Origin of the sequence: Bradyrhizobium sp. SRS-191 (assembly GCF_024586915.1) — a bacterium.
GTDB lineage: Bacteria > Pseudomonadota > Alphaproteobacteria > Rhizobiales > Xanthobacteraceae > Bradyrhizobium.
Window position 1 is genome coordinate 1 of record NZ_JANBVS010000022.1, and the last position, 13987, is coordinate 13987.

At 64.2% G+C, this 13987-nt stretch carries 13 protein-coding genes; 7 read left to right on the forward strand and 6 right to left on the reverse strand.

Annotation, left to right across the window (positions count from 1 at the left end; genetic code table 11):
• Positions 1-256 precede the first annotated feature (256 nt).
• The 3 genes from flbT to NLR35_RS29085 form a co-directional block, all read right to left on the reverse strand.
• Positions 257-652, reverse strand: coding sequence for a flagellar biosynthesis repressor FlbT (gene flbT, locus NLR35_RS29075; RefSeq protein WP_257169981.1), 396 nt, complete (start codon positions 650-652; stop codon positions 257-259).
• A gap of 229 nt (positions 653-881) precedes the next feature.
• Positions 882-2429, reverse strand: a complete 1548-nt coding sequence (locus tag NLR35_RS29080; RefSeq protein WP_257169982.1) for a flagellin — start codon at positions 2427-2429, stop codon at positions 882-884.
• 297 nt (positions 2430-2726) lie between these two features.
• Positions 2727-3467 (reverse strand): histidine kinase dimerization/phospho-acceptor domain-containing protein, encoded by a 741-nt coding sequence (locus NLR35_RS29085; RefSeq protein ID WP_257169983.1) that lies wholly within the window; start codon positions 3465-3467, stop codon positions 2727-2729.
• Positions 3468-4146: 679 nt separating this feature from the next.
• On the opposite strand from NLR35_RS29085, the gene NLR35_RS29090 reads away from it, so the two are divergent.
• From NLR35_RS29090 to NLR35_RS29110, 5 genes are all read left to right on the forward strand, one after another.
• Entirely contained in the window at positions 4147-4869 is a 723-nt protein-coding gene (locus NLR35_RS29090; RefSeq protein ID WP_257169984.1) for a Crp/Fnr family transcriptional regulator, read from the forward strand.
• A gap of 259 nt (positions 4870-5128) precedes the next feature.
• Positions 5129-5518, forward strand: coding sequence for a response regulator (locus NLR35_RS29095; RefSeq protein WP_009026776.1), 390 nt, complete (start codon positions 5129-5131; stop codon positions 5516-5518).
• Between the two features lie 222 nt (positions 5519-5740).
• Positions 5741-6154: a response regulator gene (locus NLR35_RS29100; RefSeq protein ID WP_257169985.1), complete on the forward strand. Its 414-nt coding sequence runs from the start codon at positions 5741-5743 to the stop codon at positions 6152-6154.
• A 6-nt stretch (positions 6155-6160) separates the two neighbouring features.
• Entirely contained in the window at positions 6161-8713 is a 2553-nt protein-coding gene (locus NLR35_RS29105; protein ID WP_257169986.1) for a hybrid sensor histidine kinase/response regulator, read from the forward strand.
• A gap of 246 nt (positions 8714-8959) precedes the next feature.
• A complete protein-coding gene (locus tag NLR35_RS29110) occupies positions 8960-9205 on the forward strand; it encodes a hypothetical protein (RefSeq protein WP_006614403.1) in 246 nt (81 codons plus the stop codon).
• A gap of 103 nt (positions 9206-9308) precedes the next feature.
• Here the strand turns inward: NLR35_RS29110 and NLR35_RS29115 are convergent, their stop codons facing one another.
• The gene (locus NLR35_RS29115; protein ID WP_257169987.1) at positions 9309-9896 is read right to left on the reverse strand and encodes a helix-turn-helix transcriptional regulator; all 588 of its coding nucleotides are present in this window, start codon (positions 9894-9896) and stop codon (positions 9309-9311) included.
• Between the two features lie 313 nt (positions 9897-10209).
• On the opposite strand from NLR35_RS29115, the gene NLR35_RS29120 reads away from it, so the two are divergent.
• Both NLR35_RS29120 and NLR35_RS29125 read left to right on the forward strand, forming a co-directional pair.
• The gene (locus tag NLR35_RS29120) at positions 10210-11358 is read left to right on the forward strand and encodes a hypothetical protein (RefSeq protein WP_257169988.1); all 1149 of its coding nucleotides are present in this window, start codon (positions 10210-10212) and stop codon (positions 11356-11358) included.
• A gap of 232 nt (positions 11359-11590) precedes the next feature.
• Positions 11591-11974, forward strand: a complete 384-nt coding sequence (locus tag NLR35_RS29125; protein ID WP_257170071.1) for a hypothetical protein — start codon at positions 11591-11593, stop codon at positions 11972-11974.
• Between the two features lie 35 nt (positions 11975-12009).
• Here the strand turns inward: NLR35_RS29125 and ipdC are convergent, their stop codons facing one another.
• Together ipdC and NLR35_RS29135 are read right to left on the reverse strand one after the other, a co-directional pair.
• The gene (gene ipdC, locus NLR35_RS29130; protein ID WP_257169989.1) at positions 12010-13647 is read right to left on the reverse strand and encodes an indolepyruvate/phenylpyruvate decarboxylase; all 1638 of its coding nucleotides are present in this window, start codon (positions 13645-13647) and stop codon (positions 12010-12012) included.
• 108 nt (positions 13648-13755) lie between these two features.
• The gene (locus NLR35_RS29135) at positions 13756-13956 is read right to left on the reverse strand and encodes a hypothetical protein (RefSeq protein ID WP_006614408.1); all 201 of its coding nucleotides are present in this window, start codon (positions 13954-13956) and stop codon (positions 13756-13758) included.
• Positions 13957-13987 lie beyond the last annotated feature (31 nt).

A 13987-nucleotide genomic window follows, 5' to 3' on the forward strand; every position in this document is an offset into this window, starting at 1 on the left:
ATCATCCATGAAACTGGCCTTCCAAGAGGTGACGCTACGGCCGCAACGCGACCGCTGATCCTGTCAGAGCGATGGTCGGTCCAGTGCTTTCGCCAAGGCGAGCGGATCAAACCGCCCGTCGCTCGGCTCAACGGACTTTCCTGGTTCCATCGTTAGGCCGGGCTTTTCTCCGTCCCGTTAATTTTAACGTCCGTGCAAATACGGACCGTAAATCAATCATCGGGCGCTCCAGGCTTGATGCGGGCGCCGCCTGACGTCACGGCACCGCTTCGGGCTGCACCAAGGCGTTGTCCTCACGCTCGATCAACGTACGGATTTCCTTCAGCGCCTTGTAGAGCGCGCCCTCGGTCACATGACGGTCCACCAGCTCGGCCTGGCCGGTGGCGTCCGGAATTGCCCGGCGCAATTCATTCATGCAGGCGAGATAGGACGCGCGATGGCGGATCGCGTCGTTCTTCAGATACATCGTCTGAACGCAGAGGTAGAGGCGCTTGGCCGGCGTATCGGCCGTTTCAGCGGTGACGGTGTCACGTTCGCGCAGGATGGGCGCATCACCTTCGACGATGAAGCGCGCGCGCGTGTTCGAATTCACGATGACGCTGTCGCCGATCACGATTCGCTCGAAGGGCTTCAGCTCGACCCGCAAGGGCATGGCCCAGTCTCCTCTCGGACATCCCCTCTCGGGAGTCTCCTTTCGGGAGCGGCATCGCCGGCGTGCGGCGTTCTCTTCGACGCGCGCGTGCTCGTGCACCCGCTCTCCGCGCCTGTTGCGCAGCATCCGTCGATGTCGAACCAGACCGGCGTGAATCCCGGATCCTCTAGCCGAAAGCGGCGGGGACATGCCCCGCCGCCTCCGATTGTTGATGGGTGCCGCCCGCGCCTTAGCGCAGGAGCTGCAGCACGCTCGCCTGGGACTGGTTGGCGAGCGACAGCGCGGACACCGCGATCGACTGGCGGGTCGACAGCGCCTGGCTGTTGGCCGCTTCCTCGTTGGTGTCGGCCAGAGTCAGGTTCGACGAACCGGTCTGCAGCACGTTGATCAGGTTCTTGTTGAAGTCCTGACGGACCTGCACGACCGACAGGTTCGAACCCAGCGTCGAGGCCTCGGACCGCAGCGTGGAGCTGGCGGAGTTGAGGACGCCGATCACCTTGTTCGCCGAGTTGTTGTCGAGGAAGTCGGTGCCCGAGGTCAGGCTCGAGAGGCCGAGGCCCGCCGAGTTGAACGTGACACCGGTGATCGACAGCGTCGACTTGCCGGTCTCGTTGAAGGTCAGCTTCAGCGTGTCGCCGTTCAGCAGGTTGATGCCGTTGAACGACGAGTCGGCAGCGGTCGTGTTGATCTGCGCCAGCACGTTGTTGTACTGCGAGACCAGGTTCGCACGCTGCGTCTGCGCCGTGGCATCAGCCACCGGAGCCGCCGCAGTCAGACCGTTGAACGACTGGCTGGAGCCGGCAGCCGAACCACTGATCGCACCGATCGTGGCCGAAGCCGCGTCGTTGGTGGTGGTGATCGAGATCTTGCCGGTCGACGAGTCGATCGAGGCCTGGAGGTTGTTCGCTGCGAGCTTCGAGTTGAGATCGTTCAGCGAGTTGACCTGTCCTGTCCCTAGCCCGAACGTGATGCTCGTGGCGGTGCCCCCTCCCGTGGCACCGATCGTCAGTGTCTGCCCCGACAGGCCGTCGCCGACAGCACTCAGCCCGAGCTTGCCCAACAAGCCGGAGCTGCCCGAGAGCGTCAATCCGGCCGCCGGCGGCGTCAGGGTGATCGCGCCCGCGGTGATCGACGCGGTCACGCCGGTCGCGGTCTGGATCGCCGACAGCAGGTTGCTCACGCTGTCGCCGATGCCGATGCTGGTGCCGGTCGAGGACGTGCCGGTGATGAAGCTGAAGGTCGTGCCGTTGACGACCAGCGTTTCACCGGAGGTGATGCTGGAGGCCAGGTCGTTCGACGAGGTGCCCGAGGTACCCGACAGCTTGGTCGAGCCGGTGATCGCGGCCGGGGTCGTGTTGTCGTTCTGGACGGCCGAGCCGGTGACAGCCGTCGTGCTGGCGCCCAGCAGGCTGGTGGCGGTGGCGCCGGTCAGGGCCGCCGAGGTCACGCTCGACTTGGTGGAGTAGCCGACGGAGCTCTGCAGGACCTGGTTGGCGATCGACTTGGCGCTGTCGACGAGCTTCTGCAGCGAGGTGATGCCGGTGTTGGCGGCCTGCAGCACCTGCACGCCGTTGCCGATGCCATCGAGCAGATTGGAGATGTCGGAAGCGCGGTTGTCGAGACCCTGCGCGGTGAAGAAGTTGGTCGGATTGTCGAGAGCCGAGTTGACCTTCTTGCCCGTGGAGAGGTTGTTCTGAGTGGAAGCGAGGAGCTGGGCCGTCGACTGCAGCGAGAGCAGATTCTGGCGGACCGACGCCGAGAGTACGATACCTGACATTGTCATTCCCTTCTGGATGAACATGAGATCGCCGAACCGTTCTGTCGGCGATGCGGCAGACTGTTCCCAGGAATCCTACTCGTTCCTTAACTTGACTTCGGAACGGCCGCGCAGCCGGTCCGCGACCGCCGTTAATCCTAATCGGCCGCTAATCAACTTGATTAAATGCGAGAAAACCGGCGGCATTTCGCCAATTTGGATCGGTCGACGACGCGCGGAGCCTCCGCCGGCGCGCCTTTCCGGCGGCGACGGCGCTGCGTCGTTAGGACGTTGCTAACTATGTCGGCCGGCCACGCGCTAGGTGAGATCAGGCTGCGCCCGCGGGAGAACGATCTCGACACTCGCCGCGGGCGCGCTGAGCTCGAGGCGACCGTTCGAGCGCCGGACGAAATCCTCGACCATGCGGATGTCGTCGAACATCGGAGCGGCCGACGCCGCGTCTTGGTCATGTGCCGAAGCGCGCAATACGATCCGAACCTCGCCGTCGGATGCGGGCGCATCGACGCAGACGGCCTCGATGTCGATCTTGCCGCCCGCAGCCATGCCGTTGCGCGCGGAGATCGCAAGGCAGAGCAAGGCGGCCATCAGCTGCCCCGGGTCGACGAACACGGTCGGCACGTCGGCTGCGGCCGACGTCGTGACCTCGACCTCGGTGCCGAGCGTCGGCCTCAGCAGCCGTCCGACATCCGTCAGGAGCTCGGCCAGCTCGACCTTGCATGGGCGCGGCGGGCGTCCTCGCGCGAACGACAGCAGCTGCGAGGTCAACCGTGCCCCGCGCGTTGCGGCCTCATCGATCAGGCGCGCCACGGCTGCAAGCTCCGGCCTGTCCTCGACGGCTTCGGCGAGAATGTCGATCGTCCCGGTGATCACCGTCAGGATGTTGTTGAAGTCGTGCAGCAGGCCGCCGGCGACCTGGCCGACGATCGCAAGTCCAGGATTGACGTCGTGCATCGCCGGACCGGCGCTCTCCGTCGCTGCGCGCGCAGCATGATCATCCGATGACGGCTGGTCGGCCAGTTGGGGATTGGGAAGCGCCATGAGTCCTAAGCTACCAATTGAGAAAAACGGCGGGGTTGCCGGGAAAAAGCGCACAGCGCCGGCGCTGCAGTAATCCGCTTCGCCGCCGCATTCAGCATCATCGCTGACCACTGGTCGCGCATCGATCGCTCTCCCGCTGAATGCACCATCAGCCTGAGGACCTCGCCTCGCGATGACGACGGGATCGTCACCACTGGAGCAGGAGGAGACCGATGCCATCCAGCCGAGACCAGAGTTGCATTCCGACGGACAAAGATCCGTCAACGAATCAGCGCGCTTGTTAGCGATTTTGGCCGCAGGATGTCGGCTGTCAATGACGGCGGCGGACTGGCTCGTCCTTACACCGAGCCGAGCGATGATCTGAGAATCCGCAGCACCTTCGATGGTCCCATGACACGGCTGCTTTCATGCCGGCTGGGATCGTTCGCTCCACGTCCCACCACACAAGCTGTATACAGACTGGGTTCAGCACAACGCGCCTCGTAGGAACGACGTAGCAGCAGAACAATTGGTCTGTTTGCATGCGTCTCTGCACGACAGTGAGCACAGCATCGATCAGAAGACGCAACTGGGAATCTTACCTGGTTATTTTTCTTGTCAGCAGGCAGGACGCAGTTCTATGGAACCATGAGTGCATTGAGATCCGAGAGGCACCGTTACTGCAATGCAGGAGATGGCTTTGGACCCCAGCTTGCGTTCTCCGAACGGATTCCTGTCGTCGCTGTCCGACGATGATTTCGAGCTGATCCGCCCCTATCTGCGGACCGTCGATCTGGTGCAGGACTCAGTGCTTGCCGAGGTCGGCGAGAAGCTTCCGCGCATCTACTTCCCTCATCGTGGCGTCATCTCGCTGGTGGTGAACCTGGCGCGGGGCGAACGGGTGCAGGTCGCCATGATCGGACGGGACAGCTTCTTCGGCAGCATGTCCCTGCTCACGGGCGGCGATCCGGTCGTGCTCAACAGTGCCGCCGTCCTCGTGCCCGGCACCGCATCGGTCGTCGACATCGACCGGGTCAGGATCGCTGCCGAGCAGAGCCCGACCTTCCGCGCACTGATGCTGAGGCATGCGCTCGCGATCTACGTGCAGAGCCAGCAGACCGCCGGCTGCAACGCCGCCCACACGGTCGAATCCCGTCTCGCCCGCTGCCTGCTGCAGACGCATGACCTGTCGGGCGGCAACAAGCTCTACATCACGCAGGAGTCCTTGGCGCAGATGATCGGCGCGCGGCGCAACAGCGTTTCGCTGGTGGCGAGCACGCTGCAGCAGGCGGACTTCATCCATTACAGCCGCGGCCATATCGAGATCATCGATCTGGACGGGCTGAAGAAGACCGCTTGCGAATGCTACGGAACGGTGAAGGCGCATTATGAAAAGCTGGTGCGCCCGCGCTCTCTGCCCTGAGCGCCACAGCGTTGATGGAGCGCCCCTGATCCGAGCGGCCCGTCCGCGGTTGCGAAGCAGACTTCGGACACGGTTCCGTACAACTACGGTTCACTGCACGATCAGTACCGCCACCCCCCGCGGAATTAACGCGCTGTTCAACGGGCGCTGATAATTGTCGAGGTGCTGACGAGCGCGAGTTCCAAGAAGCGTCGAATAATGTTCGTGCTGATCTATCTCGCCCGTGTTCGGCTTTTGACCAAACGCGCGGAGTAATGACATGGCCTTTGATCTGTCGATGCCGATCCTGGTGGTCGATGACTACGCCACTATGATTCGGATCATCCGCAACCTGCTGAAGCAGCTCGGATTCGAGAACGTCGACGACGCCAGCGACGGATCGGCCGCGCTCGCCAAGATGCAGGCGAAGAAGTATGGCCTGGTGATCTCCGACTGGAACATGGAGCCGATGACCGGCTACGACCTGCTGCGGGAGGTTCGTGCAAGCCCGGAACTGTCGAAGACTCCGTTCATCATGATCACCGCCGAGTCCAAGACCGAGAACGTCATTGCCGCCAAGAAGGCCGGCGTGAGCAACTATATCGTCAAGCCGTTCAACGCGGCGACCCTCAAGACCAAGATGGAAGCGGTGTTCGGCCCCGCCGACTAAGATCGCTGACCCGAGCGCTGCAGGCGACGGCCGGACGATGTCCGGCCGTTTTGTTGTTCGGATATCGAACCAACACGATCTTCGAAACCGGCGCCGGGCGCTCGAACCCGCGCACTCCGTAGTTGTACGGAAACCAAAATTTACGAGGGGGTCAGAGCCGGCCGATAGACAGGAGCGTGCTTGCCGACAACCGTGCCAGGCCGGCAACGGGACAGAGAATTCATGCGCAACGAACTCCTCGTGATCGAAGATGCCGACGTGCATCTCTCCATCTTACGGAAGATCGCGGCCCAGGCCGGCTTCAACACGACCGGCGTCACCTCGGTCGAGGCCGCCTTCGATGTCCTGCGGAGCAGACACTTCGACTGCGTGACGCTCGATCTCTCGCTCGGCGAGCGATCGGGAACAGAGGTTCTCGACCGGCTTGCGGAGCTGAAGTTCCGGGGGCCGGTGCTGATCATCAGCGCGTCCCAGGAAGACACGCTCTACGAGTCGCTGCGCCTCGGAAGCTTTCTCGAGCTGAACGTCTATCCGCCTCTCACCAAGCCGATCAATCTGACCCTGCTGAGACAGACGTTGAAGCAGATCGCACACAAGACCGACCACGAGAGACTGGTCAGAGCGGCGGGCCGGTAGAGGACAATGAGCAACAAGAAGCGTTTCCTGGGAGCGCCGGCGGCGATCGCGCTGATCCTCATCTGCATCATCGCCGGCAGCAACCTGTTCTTCCTGAGCAATCTGCGCGAGAACGCGCTTCAGCATGCAGAGGAAGATCTCAGCCGCCACAGCCTCACTTTGGCGGAGAACGCAGATCGTTCGGTGAAATCCGTCGACCTCGTGCTCTCGAGCGTTCGCGACTACCTGGAGCGCGGCGGCGCCATCGATGCGGACGCCTACCGCAAGATCGCCTCCGACCATCAGACTCATCTGCTGCTCAAGGAGAAGATCGCCGGCCTGCCGCAGATCGATGCGGTGACCCTGATCGACAACCAGGGCAAGCTCCTCAACTTCTCGCGCTATTGGCCGATCCCCAGCGTCAACATCGCCGACCGCGACTACTTCAAGGCCCTCAAGGCCGATCCGGCGCTCAAGACCTATGTCTCGACGCCGGTTCAGAACCGCGGCGACGGCACCTGGAACATCTATTTCGCCAGGCGACTGGACGATTCGAAGGGCGAGTTCATGGGCCTCATGCTCGGCGCCATGTCCGTGCCCTATCTGGAGAACTTCTTCGGCTCCACCTCGCTGGGGCTCGAGGCCGCCGTGTCGCTGATCCGCGAGGACGGCACGCTGCTCGCGCATTTCCCGCCGACCAGCGAGATCGGCCAGACGACCTCGGGCTTCGGACAGCGGACGCTGTCATCCGGCGGCGTGCTGCGCGAGCCCTCGGGACGGACCGGCGAGATGCGGCTGCGCGCGGCGAAGATGCTGCCGAACTATCCTGCGATGCTCGTCGTATCGGTGCCGGAGCAGCACGTGCTGAAGGCCTGGCGCGGCATGGCGACGCTGCTCGTCATCACCTCCCTGATGAGCGCGATGGCTGTTCTGGCCGCGGCCGTCCTGATCTCGCGCTGGTGGGAACGCCATGAGCACCTGATCGAAGCGGCCGAGGCGGCCAACGCGGCCAAATCGACTTTCGTCGCAATGATGAGCCACGAGATCCGCACGCCGATGAATGCGGTGCTCGGGCTGGCCACCACGCTGCTGGAAACCAATCTCGATCCGGAGCAGCGCCGCTCGGTGGTCGCGATCCACAACGCCGGCGACAACCTGCTCGAGATCCTCAACGACATCCTCGACTTCTCCAAGCTCGAATCCGGCCAGCTCTCGCTGGAGGACATCGCCTTCTCCGCCGAGGCCCTGGTTCACAACACGCTCAGCATCATCGGCCCGCGCGCCTCCGCCAAGGACCTGAAGCTGCGCAACGTCAGCGACCCCGCGGTGCCGCCGGCGCTGGTCGGCGACGCCGGGCGCATCCGCCAGATCCTGCTCAATCTCGTGTCCAACGCGGTCAAGTTCACCTCGTCGGGCGAGGTCGTCGTGACCACGCGCTGCATCGAGAAGGATGACGAGAAGGCGACGGTCGAATGGACGGTGACCGACACCGGCATCGGCATCGCCGAGGACAAGATCGGTTCGTTGTTCGCGAACTTCGTGCAGGCCGACAATTCGATCAGCCGGCGTTTCGGCGGCTCCGGCCTCGGGCTCGCGATCTGCAAACGTCTCACCGAACAAATGGGCGGCGACATCAAGGTCACCTCGACGCTCGGTCGCGGCTCCACATTCTCGTTCCGCCTGACATTGCCGGTGGCAGAGACCGTGGCCGTGCCCGAGCAGAACGACGACAGCATCTACGCCTCGCTGCAGAACCGGATCGCGGCCTATGGCCGTCCGCTGCGGGTGCTCGTGGTCGACGACAATCCGACCAACCGCCTGGTCGCGACCAAGATGCTCAAGGATTTCGATATCCAGACCGACACCGCCTGCGACGGCGCCGAGGCCGTGACCGCGGCCAGCCGATTCAACTACGATCTGATCCTGATGGACGTGCGCATGCCGGAGATGGACGGCTTCCAGGCGACGCGAACCATTCGCGCCCGTGGTGAGCGCCGGTCCAACGTGCCGATCATCGCCTTCACCGCGAACGCCTTCATGGAAGACATCCGCGCCTGCCGCGAGGCCGGCATGAACGACTTCGTCGTGAAGCCGGCCCGCAAGAAGGCGCTGGTGGAGGCCATCCTGCGCGTGCTGCCTGGACCGACGCCGATCATGGAGATGGTGGCGTCCGACGCCGCCCCGTTGGTGCCCGCAGGGCAGGACATCAGGCTGGCGGAGATCACGGCCGAGGCGGAGATTGCGCCCGAGCCCGCACTCGATCGCGAAGCCTATTCGGAGCTGGTGGGTGAGATCGGCGACGGCGCCGCACAGGAAATCCGCGATGTGTTCTTCAGCGAAACGGACGCGCGGCTGAAGCTGTTCCGCAAGCTGTCGCTCGATGGTGAGCGGATCAAGATCGGCCGCGAGGCTCACTCGCTGAAGAGCGCGGCCGGAACCTTCGGATACCGGCGGCTCGCGACCTACGCGCTTGCATTGGAGAAGAGCGCACCACGCTTGTCGGCCAAGGAGTATTCCGAGCTGCTGGACAACATCGACGCCGCCTACGCTGCGGCCAGGGCTCAGGAGCTGCAATACTGAAGCTCGCACGCAGCGCCGGCGACCCAGCAGGCCGCGACGATGCGGCGGCAGACTGCTCGATCGTGCTGCGATCAGCCCGGCCTCAGTGGAGTGAGACCACCAACAAATCGTTCACGGCGCGGATTCGCAGAACGCGATCTTCATATTCCCTACCAATGGGTTGACGCCGTACTTCTACGGCTCACGATTTTCACAATCAACTAATCATGAGCTGCGACACTCGGGGCCACATAGGAGATGTGTCCCATGTTTACTTTTGAAACCGCCGACCAGAAGGAAGTCAGGCGTTTCCGAATTGCGCAGTTCAACGGCCGGACCGCGACCGTGAAATCCGGCGGATCGACGATCACCGGCCACGTCCGTTCAGTCATGGAAAAGGAAGCGAGCGTGCCGCCGCGCTGGACGATTACGATCGTGCCGACGCCGCCCAAGGCCCAGGCCCCGCTGCGGCCGACCTCGCGGGTTCGTCCTTTCGCCGAGGACTACTTCTAGCCGCCACGCGGCGCGCGCCCGCTCCGTTCGTCGAACGGAGCGGCCCGTGATGACATCGGCCATTCCCCTCGGACTCGAACGCGCAGGCCGCCCGCGGCTGAGATCATCCGATCTGGTTGAGAAGCGCTGCGCGCACGAGCTCCGCGGTGTTGCGCGCGCCCAGCTTGCGCATGGCTTCGGCGCGATGGCTCTCGAAGGTGCGAGGACTGATGCGCATGCGCAAGGCGCCCTCCTTGTTCGAATGGCCTTCACTGATCAGTTTGAGAACCTCGCGCTCGCGCGGAGTGAGCGATTTGCTCGCGCGGCCGGAGCGCCCCGCGGCTGCAGGGGAAACCGGTTCACGAGCCGCCGGCCGCGAGAGCGCGCCAGATTGTCCCTGCGCACCCGACATCCTGCTCACGAGCGCGCAGACGCGCTCGGTCTGTTGCAGCGCGTTGTCGACCACCAGTTGGACGTGACGGCGCTCGCCGGGACTTCTGGCGATCTCATCGCTGCGCTGCTTGATCTCGCCCATATAGAGCATCAGCGCGGTGAGCGATCCGTTGAGCTGCTGAGCGAGCGCGAGCGTCTCCTGATCCTCGGCCGCAAGCGAGCTCTCACGGTGCGCCGGAAGATCGTGGTCGTTAACTTTCGGATCGGCCGGACGGGGTGCGGCGCGGTCGTCAGAAAGGCTGTTGCCGAGCTGTGCCATGGCTCATCATGTCGCACCCCGACTTTAACATGGTTAATATCGTCACCCGTAACAATACGGGCCGGCGCGCTAACTCGCGCAATCGTCGACAATTTCTCCCACAGGTTGTTGTATCGAAAAGTTAACCCGCGCGGAGAGTCGCCGCTTGACCATCTTCGAGGAGCCGCCCTGGGCGCAAGTTCCAAGCGGCTCCTGCATTCCTACGATTGTTTAATGATATTAATTCGGCACCAACTGTTTCGTGGTTCGATGCGCCGGTTCTCGTCCCCCGAGACGAGCAGTAAAGACCTCGAGCTGACAGCCAGATACGACAATGGGCCCCGTCGACCGGATCTGGGAATTTCTGCAGCGGTTGTCGCCGTTGACGCGGAGCTGTTTGCTCAGCGAACTCGAGCGGCTGGAGCTGAGCGGGGTCGAGATGCCGGGATCGGCCGACCTGCAGGCGCGTCTGCGCGCGGAGATCCGCAACAATGGCGTCGGCGGCCATCGGACCATCAATCCGTCGCGCTACTTCTTCATGCCGATCGAGCAGCTCCTGATCGACGGCTCGCCGGAGCATGCCAATGAAGGCCGCATCGCTCGGGGCTCGCTGACGCCGATCTGGGAGTGGATCTCGCGCGACCTGCTGCCGACCATGGCGCGCGACTACAACGCGCAGATGAAGGACCTGATCGCAGCAGACAAGCAGCGCGAGATCCGCCAGGCCGCCAGTGCATTCCAGACCAAGGTCACGAAGTCGCTGGAAGGTACCCTCGCCCGCGCCGACGGCATCGAGCAGGTACGCGCCAAGCTCAAGGCCTATACGGCCTCTCCATCCGTATTCGACGACGTCGTCAAGCTGATGAAGGCGTTGCGCGCCCGCGAGGAGCTGGCGAAGTTCGCCGACTCGCTGCCGGATCGAATCGCCGAGTTCGACGACCCGCAGGTCAAGAAGATGGCGTTGCTGCTCGATGGCCTGCGCAAGAAGGAGCCGGAAGCCGTTCCCTTCGCCCTGACGCTGGTCGCCAAGCGCCTGAAGGATCCCTGGCAGGTGATGCGGCTGGCGACCAAGGCCGCACGCAGCAAGAACGTCGCGGACGTGATCTCGGCGCCCTACGCCGCGACCGTGCCGATGGTGCTGGACCAGCTCGAGGACAAACGGCTCGCGCTCCGGATCGCCCTGAAGAACAACCGCGTGGTGACGGCCAAGGAAATCCTGACCGGCATGTACGACATTGAATATGCGATTCAGGTCCGCATCGACCGGATCGAAGAGTCGGAGTGGGGCAATCGTCTCAACGCCATCATGACCAACACCGACAAGATGGTGCAGGCAGAGGTCAAGCGCTTCCCCGATGAGGTGGGCCACGTGCTCGGCTCCAACCGGCTGCGCAGCCATCGCTCGCTGGGTGACCGCCTCACCTACTTCGCCTGGAAAGGCCGCGACGCGATCAAGACGGCCCTGCGCTCGGCGACCGGCTGACGCTCGTTCGCGCTCTGCCGCGACCGCCCGCGGAAAACCCGACCTTTCGAATCCCCCCTCGCCCCGTGGCGCGCCTCCGACCGTTAGGAACATGGCGGCATCGCCGTCGTCTTCTGTCCGAAGCTGCTCAACGTGGCCTGTCATACCGCCGACGATGAGGCGGACTATCTTGAACCGTGGAACGAGGGAGGCCGATGTGAAGGCGAGCAGGATGTTGCTGGTTGCGCTGACCATGGCATGCGCGACGTTGACGAACTCAGGCGTGGGCGCACAGACCGCGCCTGATGCGCCGGCCGCAGCGCCGACGGCGGACAACGCCGTGCTGCTGACCGTCTTGCTCAAGCACGATCAGTCACGGCCGCTGAGCGAGCTGAACGCGCAGCTCGAACGCCAGGGATTCTACAAGGCGTTCCCGCCGGCCGGCATCGAGGTCGTGAGCTGGAACGTCGTGATGGGGATCGGCCAGGTGGTGACGCTTCGCCTGCCCGCCTCGCGCCTGCGCGAGGTCAACCGCATCTTCGAAACCACGGCGTGGGGAGCCTATCGCACGGAGTTCTATCCGACCTACGACTACAAGGCGATCGGGCTCGGCAATCACGACAAGGCCTTGCAGTAGCTCAGCGCTGAGATCGTATCGATCTCTCCGCTGTTTCAGCCCTTTGCCATGCGCTCGCGGGCGGATTTGAAGCCGGCCACGAAGCGCGCCAATGTGTCCGACGTCTTGCCGCGCGACAGCATCACTTCGACCAACGAGAACCGGCCGCGGCGCTGGACGGCGCGCTCGAGCGCGGCGACGAGTTCGCCGCGGGTCGTGACCCGCTCACCTGCGCCACCGATGGAATTGGCGATGTCGGCATAGTGCCAGTCGTCGAGATCGTTGAAGCGCGACTCCGGCTGGAACACGCGTAGCATCTCCCAGCTGCAATTGTTGAACAGGACGACGATCGGATCGAGACCGTAGCGGCGGCAATTGCCGAGCTCCCAGCCGGTCATCTGGAAGGCGCCGTCGCCGACCAGGATCAACGGCCGCAAGCCCGTTGCAGCGACGCCGATACCGGCGGGGACGCCGAATCCCATGCCGGCATAATAGCCCGGCGCCGCCAGCGCCGTGTTGTCGATCTCCATCGCCGTGAACAGGCAATCGCCGATGTCCGACGTCATCGGCATCCGGCCGTGACGATCGAACATGTCGTTGATCGCGGTCGCGATGTCCGACGGCGCGATCGGCTGGTCATCGGCGGCGAGCCCGCGCGGATATGCCGAGCGCTGGCGCGGCAGCCCGCTCGCGGCCGTCCGCGGCGTGGCGCGCTGCTCCAGCGCGTCGATCAGGTCACCGAGCGGCATGTCGCGATAGGCGTGGTGGCCGATCTGCACCTCGCGGCTCGAGGCCAGGATCATCCGCCGCGCATCCGGCGCGCGGTTGGACAGCGCAAAATTGGTATCCGACAGGATAACGCCGAGCATCAGCACCAAATCGGCCTCCTCGACGAGATGCGTGATCGCCGGATTGCCGGCCGCACCGAGATAAGTGCCGGCGACCACATCGTCGGCCTTGTCGAGCAGGCCGCGTCCCATGAAGGTCGTGACCAGCGGCAGGCCGAGCTTGCGCGCCAGCGCCGCAATCCGGTCCTCGACGCCGTAGCGGCGGATCTCCACATCGACCACGATGACCGGACGCTCCGCGCGTGCGATGCGCGCCAGGATCTCGTCGACGCATTCGTCGAGCGCCTCCTTGTCCGCCCTCCGGGCCGGAAGCGGCGCGACGGGCTCGACCTCGGCATCGACCATGTCGCGCGGGAATTCGAGATAGACCGGCAGCGACATTTCCCTGGCGCTGCGCAGCACGCGCGCGATCAGCGCCGGCGCCGTGGCGGGATCCGAGAGCACGGCCTGGTCGCAGGTGATTTCCTTGAACACCGCAAGCTGCGTGTCCACCGTGCGCGCCTGGTGATGCAGCAGGAAGCCGGAGACGCGCTCGCGGGCGCCCGGAGCACCGGCGATGACGACGACCGGCGAGCGCTCGGCATAGGCGCCGGCCACCGCATTGACGACATTGAAGGCGCCGGCGCCATAGGTCACGACGGCGACCCCGAGCCCGCCATGATAGCGGGCCGCGGCATCGGCCGCGAAACCGACGGCCGGCTCATGGCTGAGGGTCACGCTCGGCAGGATGTTGCTTTCCTCGATGACTTTGAACAGCGGCAACACGAAATCGCCGGGAATGCCGAAGATCTCGCGGGCGCCGTGGTCCTTGAGAGCGGCGAGCAGCGCATGGGCAAGAGCAGGCATCCGGACCCTCCGAGTGTGCATGGCGCCCGCCCGGTGCTACACGATCAGGACCGCCCTGCCAATCGTGCGAGCCCGGGCGACGCCCACAGGTCGAGATGACGCCAGCACTTACTTGCCCGTGAGCAGAAAGGCCTGGGCGGAGGGATCGGCCGGCACTGCGCCATGCGGCGCCGCCAGAGTCACACCGAACAGCAACACGACCGCCATCATCATGCCCAGTTTCATGATGACGGTCCGGCGATCCGTGATCGGCAGAAACAAGAAGAACAGCAGCGCCGCTGCCAGCACCAGATCGAGAATGTAGAACATGGATCACCTCCTCCGTTGCCGGGGAGAATGA